This is a genomic window from Nonomuraea wenchangensis (assembly GCF_900111685.1).
GTDB lineage: Bacteria > Actinomycetota > Actinomycetes > Streptosporangiales > Streptosporangiaceae > Nonomuraea > Nonomuraea wenchangensis.
Window position 1 is genome coordinate 92,025 of the sequence record NZ_FOHX01000005.1, and the last position, 12,054, is coordinate 104,078.

The 12,054-nt window shown below is 72.6% G+C and carries 10 protein-coding genes; 6 read left to right on the forward strand and 4 right to left on the reverse strand.

The features are described 5' to 3' along the window. Positions 1-8: 8 nt before the first annotated feature. A complete protein-coding gene (locus tag BMW85_RS16205) occupies positions 9-1,475 on the forward strand; it encodes an amino acid permease (protein WP_091082069.1) in 1,467 nt (488 codons plus the stop codon). Positions 1,476-1,524: 49 nt separating this feature from the next. Here BMW85_RS16205 and BMW85_RS16210 read toward each other — a convergent pair whose 3' ends face one another. From BMW85_RS16210 to BMW85_RS16225, 4 genes are all read right to left on the reverse strand, one after another. Then, on the reverse strand, positions 1,525-1,908 hold the full coding sequence (locus tag BMW85_RS16210) for an SSI family serine proteinase inhibitor (RefSeq protein ID WP_091082071.1): 384 nt from the start codon (positions 1,906-1,908) through the stop codon (positions 1,525-1,527). Positions 1,909-2,008: 100 nt separating this feature from the next. Further along, on the reverse strand, positions 2,009-4,096 hold the full coding sequence (locus BMW85_RS16215) for a 3-hydroxyacyl-CoA dehydrogenase NAD-binding domain-containing protein (protein WP_091082072.1): 2,088 nt from the start codon (positions 4,094-4,096) through the stop codon (positions 2,009-2,011). Beyond that, a complete protein-coding gene (locus BMW85_RS16220; protein ID WP_218155836.1) occupies positions 4,093-5,256 on the reverse strand; it encodes a thiolase family protein in 1,164 nt (387 codons plus the stop codon). The genes BMW85_RS16215 and BMW85_RS16220 overlap by 4 nt, the downstream gene beginning before the upstream one ends. A gap of 60 nt (positions 5,257-5,316) precedes the next feature. Continuing rightward, entirely contained in the window at positions 5,317-6,042 is a 726-nt protein-coding gene (locus BMW85_RS16225; RefSeq protein WP_143082305.1) for a hypothetical protein, read from the reverse strand. A 373-nt stretch (positions 6,043-6,415) separates the two neighbouring features. On the opposite strand from BMW85_RS16225, the gene BMW85_RS16230 reads away from it, so the two are divergent. From BMW85_RS16230 to BMW85_RS16250, 5 genes are all read left to right on the forward strand, one after another. After that, a complete protein-coding gene (locus BMW85_RS16230; RefSeq protein ID WP_091082077.1) occupies positions 6,416-7,801 on the forward strand; it encodes an LCP family protein in 1,386 nt (461 codons plus the stop codon). 151 nt (positions 7,802-7,952) lie between these two features. Then, positions 7,953-9,152, forward strand: a complete 1,200-nt coding sequence (locus BMW85_RS16235) for a hypothetical protein (protein ID WP_091082078.1) — start codon at positions 7,953-7,955, stop codon at positions 9,150-9,152. Positions 9,153-9,269: 117 nt separating this feature from the next. After that, positions 9,270-10,265: a LacI family DNA-binding transcriptional regulator gene (locus BMW85_RS16240; protein ID WP_245774834.1), complete on the forward strand. Its 996-nt coding sequence runs from the start codon at positions 9,270-9,272 to the stop codon at positions 10,263-10,265. Between the two features lie 22 nt (positions 10,266-10,287). After that, positions 10,288-11,061, forward strand: a complete 774-nt coding sequence (locus BMW85_RS16245) for a sugar phosphate isomerase/epimerase family protein (RefSeq protein WP_091082081.1) — start codon at positions 10,288-10,290, stop codon at positions 11,059-11,061. 46 nt (positions 11,062-11,107) lie between these two features. Next, positions 11,108-12,043 carry an alkaline phosphatase family protein gene (locus BMW85_RS16250; protein WP_091082083.1) on the forward strand — a complete coding sequence of 312 codons (936 nt, stop codon included), beginning with the start codon at positions 11,108-11,110 and terminating at the stop codon, positions 12,041-12,043. The last annotated feature ends 11 nt before the right edge of the window (positions 12,044-12,054 follow it).

A 12,054-nucleotide genomic window follows, 5' to 3' on the forward strand; every position in this document is an offset into this window, starting at 1 on the left:
GATCGGCCGTGGACATCTTTCGCACGAAGAGCGTCGAGCAGTCGATCCGCGACACCGAGGATCCGGAGCATCAGCTGCGCAAGCGCCTGACCGCGCTGGATCTCACGGTGTTCGGCATCGGTGTGATCATCGGCACCGGGATCTTCGTGCTCACCGGGCAGGTGGCCAAGGACACGGCGGGGCCGGCGGTGGCGCTGTCGTTCGTCGTGGCGGGCGTGGTGTGCGGCCTGGCGGCCCTCTGCTACGCCGAGTTCGCCTCCACGATCCCGGTCGCCGGGTCGGCCTACACCTTCGCCTTCGCCACCCTCGGCGAGTTCCCCGCCTGGGTGATCGGCTGGGACCTGCTCCTGGAGCTGGCGCTCGCCGCGGCGGTGGTGGCGGTCGGCTGGTCGGGCTACTTCGCGTCGATGCTGGAGTCCATCGGCCTCCCGCTGCCGGCCGCGGTCGCCGGCGACAACGCCGTGATCAACCTGCCCGCGGTGATCGTCGTCGCGATCCTCACGGCGGTGCTGGTGGCCGGGATCAAGCTGTCGTCCCGGGTCAACCTGATCCTGGTGATCACCAAGGTCGCCGTGGTGCTGGTGGTGATCGTGGCGGGGCTGTTCTTCGTCAAGGCCGCCAACTACACGCCGTTCATCCCCGAGGCGGTGAGCACGGCGCGCGTGGAGGGGGTGAAGGCGCCGCTGTTCCAGGTGCTGTTCGGGATCACGCCGGTGGCGTTCGGGGTGCTCGGCATCATCTCGGCGGCGGCGATCGTGTTCTTCGCCTTCATCGGCTTCGACGTCGTGGCGACGGCCGCCGAGGAGACCATCACTCCGCAGAGAGACGTGCCCCGCGGCATCTTCGGCTCGCTGGCCATCTGCACGGTCCTCTACGTCGCCGTCTCCCTCGTGGTCGTCGGCATGCAGAACTACACCCAGCTGAGCACCGCGGCGCCGCTCTCCGACGCCTTCATCGCCGTCGGCCAGGACTGGCTGGCCACCATCATCAGCCTGGGCGCGCTGGCCGGCCTCACCACCGTCGTCCTGGTGCTGCTGCTGGGCCAGACGCGGGTGCTGTTCGCGATGTCGCGCGACGGGCTGGTGCCGCGCGGGCTGGCCCGGGTGCACCCCCGCTTCGGCACACCCGCCAGGCTGACGCTCGTCATCGGCGTGGTGACGATGGCGCTGGCCGGGTTCGTCTCGTTCGGGGAGCTGGCCGAGCTGGTCAACATCGGCACGCTGTTCGCGTTCGTGGTGGTCTCGATCGGCGTGTGGGTGCTCCGCCGCACCCGTCCCGACCTGCCGCGCGCCTTCCGCGTCCCGCTGGTGCCGGCGCTGCCGATCCTGTCCGTGCTGGCCTGCCTCTACCTGATGCTCAACCTGCCGGTGGAGACCTGGCTGCGGTTCGTCGTCTGGATGGTGCTCGGCGTGCTCGTCTACTTCGGCTACAGCTACCGGCACAGCAGGGCCGGGCGCGCCGGGACCGGCCGCTGACACGCGAGAAGGGGCGGACCGAGCCCAGTCCGCCCCTCCCACCCATCGGTCAGGACAGCAGCGCCCCGCCGGCGGCCTTCATCACGCAGGCGTTGCGGTAGCCCTTGCTCCACTCGACCTGCTTGCCGCCCCAGGTGCCCTTGATGACCACCGCGTACGGCTGGACCTCGGCGCCGCACGTGTTGCTCTTCGGGACGTGCATCGCGCTGAGGTCGCCCTTGTACTTGCGCAGCACGTCGCAGGCCGCCTTGGCGTGCGGGTGCGTGCCGCCGTCGGGGTTGCAGCGAAGGGTGACCCCCCTGGTGGGGGAGCCCTTGACCGCGACGGCGATTTTGAGCTTGCCCTTGGCGGGGCGTGGCGCCTGTGCGAGGGCGGGGGACGCGCACGCCAGGAACGCCGCGCACAGGGCCATCGTGCCGATTGCTCGCTTCATGATTACTCTCCGTTCGTCGTGCGGGACGTAACGCTACGGCGGCGAAGGTCATGAAATGCGGAGGCCCGGACCGGGCCCCCGTAAAGAAACGCGGGCAGGGTCAGGCCGGTACGGAGGCCACACCGGGAGGAAGGAATCGCGGCTGGGCGATGCCGGTCCTGTCCAGATAAGGCGTGATGCCACCCAGATGGAACGGCCAGCCGGCGCCGAGGATCATGCACAGGTCGATGTCCTGCGGCGCGGCCACCACGCCCTCGTCGAGCATGATCCGGATCTCCCGGGCCAGCGCCCTGAGCACCCGCTCGCGGACCTCCTCGGCCGTGGAGGGCCGGTCGCCGCCCGCGAAGAAGGCCACCGCCTCCGGGTCGAGGGTGAAGTCCGGCAGGTAGACGCCCGGCTTGCCGGCGGCCACCAGCTTGGCCAGGTTCGCCGAGACGCCGTAGCGGTCGGGGAAGGCCGCGTGCAGCGTCTCGGCCACGTGCAGGCCGACGGCCGGGCCGACGAGCTGCAGCAGCGCGAACGGCGTCATCGGCAGCCCGAGCCCGTCCAGCGCGTGCTCGGCGACCTCCAGCGGCGTGCCCTCGTCCACGGCCGCGACGACCTCGCCCATGAAGCAGGTCAGCAGCCGGTTGACCACGAACGCCGGGGCGTCCTTGACCAGCACGGACGACTTCTTCAGCGTCCTGCCGACGGCGAAGGCCGTGGCGAGCGTGGCGTCGTCGGTGGCGGCGCCCCTGATGATCTCCAGCAGCGGCATGACCGCGACCGGGTTGAAGAAGTGGAAGCCGACCAGCCGCTCCGGGTGCGCGAGGTCCGCGCCCATCTCGGTCAGCGACAGCGAGGAGGTGTTGGTGGCGAGCACGCACTCGGCCGGCACCACGGCCTCCACCTCGGCGAACACCTGCTTCTTGACCGCCAGGTCCTCGAAGACGGCCTCGATGACGAAGTCGGCGTCGGCGAAGGCGTCCTTGGTCAGCGAGCCGGTGACCAGCGACTTCAGCCGGTTGGCCTGGTCGGCGGAGATGCGGCCCTTGGCCAGCAGCTTGTCGGCCTCGGCGTGGACGTAGCCGACGCCCTTGTCGAGGCGGGCCTGGTCGAGGTCGGTGAGGACGACCGGCACCTCCAGGCGGCGGGCGAACAGCAGCGCCATCTGCGAGGCCATCAGCCCGGCCCCGACCACGCCGACCTTGGTGACCTTGCGGGCCAGCGCCTTGTCCGGCGCGCCCGCCGGCCGCTTGGCCCGGCGCTGCACCAGGTCGAACGCGTAGAGCCCGGCCCGCAACTCGTCGCCCGTCAGCAGGTCGGCCAGCGCCTCGTCCTCGGCCGCGAAGCCCTCGTCCCGCGAGGCGGTCTCGGCCATGGCGATGAGGTCGAGCGCCCGGTAGGGGGCGGGGGAGGCGCCGCGCAGCTTCATGTCCACGAGGAAGCGCGCGTCGGCGACCGCCTTCTCCCAGCCGTCGTGGGCGGCGCGCTCGACCGTCACCTCGCCCTTGAGCACCCGGGACGCCCAGCGCAGCGACTCCTCCAGGAAGTCGGCCGGCTCGAACATGGCGTCGGCGACGCCGAGCGCGAAGGCGTCGGCGCCCTTGGTCACGCGATTCTGGGCGAGCGGGTTCTCGATGATCAGCTTGATCGCGGCGGCCGGGCCGACGAGGCGCGGCAGGAGCTGCGTGCCGCCCCAGCCCGGCACCAGGCCGAGGAAGCACTCCGGCAGCGCCACGGCGGGCACCCCGGAGGAGATCGTCCGGTACGTGCAGTGCAGCGCGACCTCCAGGCCGCCGCCCATGGCCGCGCCGTTGACGAACGCGAACGACGGGACGTCCAGCTCGCCCAGCCGCCGGAAGACGTGGTGGCCGAGCGCGCCGATCGCGAGCGCCTCCTCGCGCGTGCGCAGCGCCGCCGCGCCCTTGAGGTCGGCGCCGACGGCGAAGATGAACGGCTTGCCGGTCACGCCGACGGCGGCGAGGTCGCTCCGCCCGGCGATCTCCGTCAGCGCCTCGTCCAGCGCGAACAGGCCGAGCGGGCCGAAGGTGTTCGGCTTGGTGTGGTCGAAGCCGTTGTCCAGGGTGATCAGCGCCATCGTGCCCGCGCCGCCGGGCAGCTGCACGTCGCGGACCAGCGCCTTGGTGACGACCTCGTCGGGGTTGCGCTCGCCCAGCAGAGCGCGCCAGTTCTCGATGGTGCTCATGCCAGGTTCTCCCAGATCACAGTGCCGCCCATGCCCATGCCGACGCACATGGTGGTGATGCCGTAGCGCACGTCGGGGCGCTCGCCGAACTGCCGGGCGAGCTGCGTCATCAGCCGCACGCCCGAGGAGGCCAGCGGGTGGCCGTAGGCGATCGCGCCGCCGTAGGGGTTGACGCGGGGGTCGTCGTCGGCGATGCCGAAGTGGTCGAGGAAGGCCAGCACCTGCACGGCGAACGCCTCGTTGATCTCGAACAGCCCGATGTCGGAGATGTCCAGCCCGGCCAGGCGCAGCGCCCGCTCGGTGGACGGGATCGGGCCGACGCCCATCACCTCGGGGTCCACGCCCGCGAACGCGTACGACACCAGCCGCATCCGCGGCCCGAGCCCCAGCTCCTCGGCCACCTCTCGGGCCGCCACGACGCAGCCGGTGGCGCCGTCGTTGATGCCGGAGGAGTTGCCCGCCGTGACGTGGCCGTGCGGCCGGAACGGCGTCTTGAGCGCGCTCAGGCCCTCCATGGTGGTGCCGGGGCGCGGCGCCTCGTCCTCGACGGCGAGCCCCCAGCCCTTCTCCGCGGTCCTGATCGCCGTGGGGACGAGATCGGGCTGGATCCTGCCGTCGGCGTACGCCTTGGCCGCCTTCTCCTGCGACAGCACCGCGTACGCGTCCGCGCGCTCCTTGCTGATCGCCGGGTAGCGGTCGTGCAGGTTCTCGGCGGTCATGCCCATGACGAGCGCGCTCGGGTCGACCAGCTTCTCGGACAGGAAGCGCGGGTTGGGGTCGACGCCCTCGCCCATCGGGTGGCGGCCCATGTGCTCGACGCCGCCCGCGATCGCCACGTCGTACGCGCCGAAGGCGATGCCGCCCGCGACGGTGGTGACGGCGGTCATCGCGCCCGCGCACATGCGGTCGATCGCGTAGCCGGGCACGGTCTTGGGCAGCCCGGCGAGGACCGCGGCCGAGCGGCCGATGGTCAGGCCCTGGTCGCCGATCTGGGTGGTCGCGGCGATGGCGACCTCGTCCACGCGCTCCGGCGGAAGGTTGGGATTGCGCCGCATCAGCTCGCGGATGACCCGGACGACCAGGTCGTCCGCCCGGGTCTCCGCGTACAGGCCCTTCGGCCCCGACCGGCCGAAAGGCGTGCGCACGCCGTCGACGAACACGACGTCACGAGAGGAAGGCACGGATTCGCTCCTCGTTCTGGATGGGATTCCGTGCCTATGCTACTCGTCAGTAACTACTCCGCAGACGAGGGCCGCGGTGAGCAGCGCGTAGACCCAGCCGGTCGCGGGCTCCCAGAGATGGGCGCGGGCCCCGACCAGGGCGGCGACCGCCAGGGTCGCGCCGGTCCAGAGCGCCGCGCCCGTCCGCGGACGCGCGCCGGGGCCCGGGTCCCAAGGATCGCCAGGTGATCCTCCCGGGCGCGGGGCGCGCGTCGGCATCCCCGTGGACTCCCGTGCCCACCACAGGAGGAACGACACCCCCGCCGCCAGCCCGATCATCACCGACGCCTCGACCGCCCAGGTCAGCACGGTCGCCGCGGTTTCGAGCCCGGCCCGGCGCAGCAGTTGCGGCAGGCTGCCGCCCAGCAGCAGCGTGACCGCCCAGCCGGCGGCCACGGCCAGCCTGGTGAGCGGCCGGGCCCGGCCCGAGCGGGCCGCGGCGTACAGTTCGTGCTCCCTGCGGCGTACCCGGCGGGCGCGCAGGCCCCACATCCACTGGGTGACCCCCAGCGCGGGCAGGGCGGCGGCGAAGATCACCAGTGAGACCGCGGCGAGCGTCGGCGCGTGCTCCCGCGCGGACCGGTCGGCGAGCACCTGGGCGGCGGCCAGCAGGGCCAGGGAGGCGACGAGCGCGATGCAGGCGCGGTGGCGGGCCGCCCGGGCCCCGGCGCGCAACTCGGCAAGCTCCGCGGCCCCGGGAGGCGGCGGCATCTCGGTCAGCAGCATGAACGCCATGATGACGGCAGCACGCGCGCTCACGCCGGAGTACGCGCGGTTCGGATGGAGCCCTTGCCCGCGGCGGGCGAAGGTGAGCAAGAAGTGGCGGGCGGGCCATAGCCCGCGGAGCCCGCGGAGGGCGAACTGTCGTGAGGGGCCGGCGTCACGGGGCTCTCGGGGGTCGTGGTGGGCCAAGAAGCGGAGATTTGACGTCGTGGCTGCTCGTTTGTGACTAAGCTGCGCGATCATGGCGCAAGGGGTGGACCGTGTGAGAGCAAGACCTGGCAATACGGTTGCGGGTTCCCAAGTCGCCCCGGGTACGCGGGGGTCGCGGAACGACCAGCCGCGCCCCCGGCGCACGTCCCTCACGCCCCTGGGATGGGTGAGCGTGGGGCTGACCGGGGTGCTGGTGGCGGGGACGCTGGGCGGCTACGCCTACTACCGCAGCATCTTCAGCAGCATCGAGCAGGAGGACATCGTGGTCGACGCGACCCGGCCTCCCGAGACCGGCGCGCTCAACGTGCTGCTCGTCGGCTCAGACTCGCGCGAGGGCGACAACAAGAAGTACGGCGCCAAGTCGCAGGGCCTGGGTGAGCGCACCGACACGATCATGCTGCTGCACATCTCCCCTAACCGCGACAAAGCCACCATGATCAGCTTCCCGCGTGACTCGATGGTGGCGGTGCCCCAGTGCACGGGCCACAACGGCACCGTGATCGGGCCCGGCATCCGCCAGATCAACTCCGCCTTCAACGACGGCGGCATCAACTGCACGATCAAGACGCTCGAGTCGCTCACCAACATCAAGATCGACCACTTCGTCAAGGTCGACTTCACCGGCTTCAAGGGCGTCGTCGACGCGCTCGGCGGCATCGAGATCTGCCTGCCCAAGCCGGTCAACGACCCCAAGGCGAAGCTGGTGCTCGGCGCGGGCAAGCACGTGGTGAGCGGCGAGCAGGCACTCGGGTACGTACGCACCCGCTACGCGCTCGGCGACGGCAGCGACCTCAGCCGCATCCAGCGCCAGCAGGTCTTCCTCACCAAGGTGCTGGCGAAGGTCACCGACGGCGGACTGCTCACCAACCCGGTCAAGCTCAACGGCTTCCTGCACTCGGCCGCCGCCGCCGTCACTGTGGACAGCGGGCTGACGCCGGACCGGATGCTGGAGATCGCCGACAGCGTCAAGGGGCTGACGGCCAAGGAGCTCAAGGGCATCACGGTGCCGGTGGAGGCGTACCCGCAGGACAAGAACCGGGTGCAGTTCAGCGAGCCGGCCGCGCGCAACTTCTTCGAGGCCGTGCGCAACGACGTCGAGGTCACCGCCACGCCCACGCCCGGCAAGCCGGCCGCGCGGAAGATCGAGCACGGCCAGGTGCGGGTGCAGGTGCTCAACGGCACCGGCGAGCAGGGCAAGGCCCTGCAGGTGGCCGAGGAGCTGACCGCGCAGGGGTTCGCGGTCATCCAGGTCGGCAACGCGCCCGCCACCCCGGTCACCGCCCTCCGCTACGCCAAGAAGGACGCCGAGGACGGGCCGGCGTACGCCGACGCGGTCGCCGCCCGGCTGTCCAAGGACAAGCGGACGCCGACGGCGGGCAAGGTCGCGCCGCTCAACACCGACGTCTACCGGTCGAAGGTGCCCACGCCGAAGGGCGGGCCGGTCGTGCAGCTCGTCATCGGGGCCGACTGGCCTGGGGTGCGGGTGTTGTCGGCGATCCCTGACTCGCTCAAGGACAAGGTCATCGACGTCAACACCGATCCCTGCAAGTAAGGCGGACGCGTCTCCCCCTTCTGCGCTGGGACGCAAGCGACGCCGGTTACTTAGAGTGATTTTAGCGAAACGCGTGGAATTTCCGGACAAGTCGGGTTCGACTCTGCTAAGAAAGGGCGCGGTCACAATACGTACTTAGAGAGGTTCCATCGTGGTGCGCGACGAGAACGACAGGCCATACGAGGACGGCCAGGGGAGGCCGGTCAACCCGGACCTGACGGGCGACGTGCTGTCCCCACGGTGGAGCACGGACGACACCGACGAGCAGCCCGCCATCCAGGTCTCCCCGTCCGGCGAGACCTACATCCTGCCGCCCGAGCCCGGCCGCGACGTGCTCGACGACCTCCCGCCGGCCTCCTCGGACGTCCTTTCCCCCGCCGGCCAGGGTCAGAGCGGCGAGCCCGCGTACCTGCCGCTCGACCGTGCCTACGACGGCCCGTCCGACGACGACCGTCCCGCCGGCCCCGACGCTCAGGAGGGCGGCTCGTACGACGAGAGCTCGTACGCCAACGGCTCCTACGAGGAGGGCTCGTACGACAAGGGCTCGTACGACGAGGGCAGGTACGACGAGGGCTCCTACGACGGCGACTCGCGCGACGCGGGCTCGCATGACGGCGGCTCCTACGACAACGCGTCCTACGACGGCGGCTCCTACGGCAACGGCTCCTACGACGCCGGGTTCGACGACGAGCGGCCCCGGCGCGGTTTCCTCGGCTCCGGCTGGACCGACGACTCCGACGACGCCGCCCGTTCCGACCGCTCCGAGCGCGAGGGGCGCGGCCGTACCCGGATGCTGGTGCTGGCCGCCGCCGCGGTGGTGCTGGTCGGCGTGGGGGCGGGCTTCGCGCTCACCGGAGGCTCCGACGACCCGTGCACCGACGGCCGCTGCGCGAGCGCGGGTCAGGTGAGCACGCCCGTCGACTCCGCCGACGACGAGGCCGAGGAGGAGGCCGCCGAGCCCGCGGAGGAGGAGACCGCCGACCCGGCCGCGACCACGACCGCGGACCCGTCCCCGACCGCCGCGCCGACGCGGACGACCCGCGAGCCGGCCGCGCGGCCCACGGCCACCCGGAGCGAGGAGCAGGCGACGCGCCCGAGCGCGCGCCCGTCCCGTTCGCAGGAGCCCGAGACGCGGGACAGCGGCGACCAGAACGGTACGGTCCGCGACTCGCAGACGGAGCAGACCGCGAAGAACGAGCAGAGCGCGAAGAACGAGCAGACCGCGAAGAACGAGCAGCCCACGCGGACGGCGGAGAAACCGGCCGAGGAGTCCGTCACCCAGGAGCCCGAGCCCGCGCCGACCAAGGAGGAGCGGAAGGGGCTGTTCGACTACCTCTTCCCCTGGGCCTGAGCCTCCGGGCGGGAAACGGTCCCGGCCGCGGTGTCGCCCGGGGCCGGGGCCGTGCGAGGATGCGGATCAAGGTGCTGTTCGGGCACAATGGAAACCGCTTTCCAAGGGGGAGGTCTCGTGGTCACGCTTGAGGACGTCGCCAAGCAGGCGGGCGTCTCGCTGGCGACCGCCTCGCGGGTGCTCAACGGCAGCACCCGCCAGGTGGGCGCGGCCCTGCGGGCCCGCGTCGAGCAGGCCGCCGACGAGCTGGGCTACCGCGCCAACATCGCGGCCCAGACGCTGGCCAGGGGAGCCGGGAACGTCATCGGCATCGTCGTGCACGACCTGACCGACCCCTACTTCGCCGCGCTCGCCGACGGCGCGATGCGGGCCGCGGCCACCCAGGGCCTGCTGGTCATGGTGGGCACCACGCACCGCGACCCCGAGCAGGAGATCGCCTACGTCGCCACGCTGAGCGCCCAGCGCGTCCGCGCCGTGCTGCTGGTCGGCTCCCGCGTGGCCGATCCCCAGGTCACCGGGCGGCTCCGCGACGAGCTGGCCCGCTACCGGGCCGGCGGCGGCCGGGCCGCCTGCGTCGGCCAGGACCTCCTCGGCGTCGACACCGTCGCGCCCGCCAACCGCGCCGGCGCGGCGGAGCTGGCGCGGGCGCTCGCCGGGCTCGGCCACACCCGCTTCGCGGTGCTGGCCGGGCCGCCGCACCTGGTGACGGCGGCCGACCGGTGCGCGGGCTTCGCCGGGGCGCTGGAGGAGCTGGGGCTGCCCGCGCCGCAGATCGTCCCCGGGCCGTTCGACCGCGACGGCGGCCACGAGGCCGCGCGGCGCGTCGATCCGGACGTCACCTGCGTGTTCGCGGTCAACGACGTCATGGCCGTGGGCGCGCTGGCCGCCTACCGCGAGGCCGGGGTGCGGGTGCCGGAGGACGTGTCGGTGGCCGGGTTCGACGACATCGTCACGCTGCGTGATCACGTTCCGGCGCTGACGACCGTACGGCTGCCGCTCAAGGACATGGGAGCGCGGGCGCTGGAGCTGGCGCTCGCCGAGGACGTCGCCCCGGTGGTCGAGCAGGTCGCCGGCGAGGTCGTGCTGCGCGAGAGCGTACGGAGGCTCGGTTGACGCGGGCGTACGGGAGGCCCGAGTGAGGCTGGCGGTCAGCACGCTGGGGATGCCCGGCGAAGGGCTCGGCCGGGCCGTGGAGCTCGCGGCGCGGCACGGGTGCGAAGGGCTGGAGCTGCGCCTGCATCCGGACACCGGGGTGCACGCCGGGCTGGACGCGGCGGAGCGGCGCGCGGTGCGGGCCAGAGTGGAGGACGCGGGCCTGGAGATCGCCGCCTTGGCGGGATATGTCAGGATCTGCGAGCCGGGGCCGGACGAGCCGGTCACCGATGCCCTCCTCGCCGACCTGCGTCTGGCCGCCGACCTGGGCGCGCCCGGGGTGCGGGTGTTCCCGCGCGGCGCGGACCCGGCGATCGGCGCGCGGCGGCTGAGGGCGGTCGCCGGGAGCGCCGCCGGGCTCGGCGTCCGGGTGCTGGTCGAGACGCACGACGCGATGGCGACCTGCGCGGCCGTGGCCGGGCTGCTCGACGCGGCCGCCCTCCCCGGCGTCACGGGCGCGATCTGGGACGTGCTGCACCCCTGGCGGCACGGCGAGCCGCCGGCAGAGTCGCTGGCCGCGCTCGGCCCGCACCTCGCGTACGTGCAGATCAAGGACGCGGTCTCGGCCGAGGACACCACGCCGGTCCCTCTGGGGGCGGGCTCGGTGCCGCTGGAGGAGGCGGGCGCCCTGCTGCGCGCGGCCGGCTACACAGGCTGGGTGTCGCTGGAGTGGGAGCGGACGTGGTATCCGCACGTCGCGCCGGTCGAGGAGATCCTGCCGGGCGCGGCGGCCTGGGTGCGGCGCTTCACGGGCTGAGCCGACCGGCTTGTGCCGCTTAGATAGCGGTATGTCCGCATCTAACATGGCAAGATCCAACACGGCGAGGAACAAGGTCCTCGTGGTCGGCATGGACGGGTTGCGCTTCGACCTGCTGGCCGCCTCGGGCGCGCCGGTCCTGACCGCGCTGATGTCCGCCGGCGCGTACGGCACCAGCATGCTCCCCTACGGCGAGGCCGGCGCGCCGCGCACCGAGTCGATCGGCGAGGTCGTGCCGAAGAGCCCCGAGCCGGGCGACGGCGGTCGGGCGATCCGCTCGCGCACCGACTCGGGCCCCGGCTGGTCGTCCATCGCGACGGGGGTGTGGCCCGACAAGCACGGCGTCGTGGACAACGCCTTCGCCGACCCCCGTTTCATGAAATTTCCGGACTTCCTGACGCGGGCGAAGAATGTCCGCCCCGACCTGGTGACCTCGGCGTTCTTCTCCTGGGCCGCGCTCGCCGAGCACGGCGCCTTCGGCCCGGCCATCGACCACCGTTTCGTCCTGGACGGCTACACCTGCGAGGGCGGCTGGAGCGCGGCCGACGAGCGGGTGACCGCCGCCGCCGAGCGCCACCTCGGCGAGGACGACCCCGACGCGGTCTTCGTCTACCTCGGCGACACCGACGAGGTCGCCCACGAGCTCGGCCCCCGCTGCCCCGAGTACGCCGCCGCACTCCAGACCCAGGACGCGCACCTGGGCCGCCTGCTGGACGCCGTGCGCGCCCGGCCGGCGTACCGGGAGGAGCACTGGACCGTCCTCGTCACCACCGACCACGGCCACGTGGACGAGGGCGGCCACGGCGGCGTATCAGACGAGGAGCGCACGGTCTTCGTCATCGCCCACCACCTCGGCCGGGACCTCGGCGGGCGGCGGCTCGCCGCTCCGCGCCTGGTGGACGTGGGCCCGACGGCCCTGGCCGCGCTGGGCGTGGCGATCGAGCCGGCCTGGGACCTGGACGGCGCGCCCCTGGAGCGGTGATCCATTTTTCA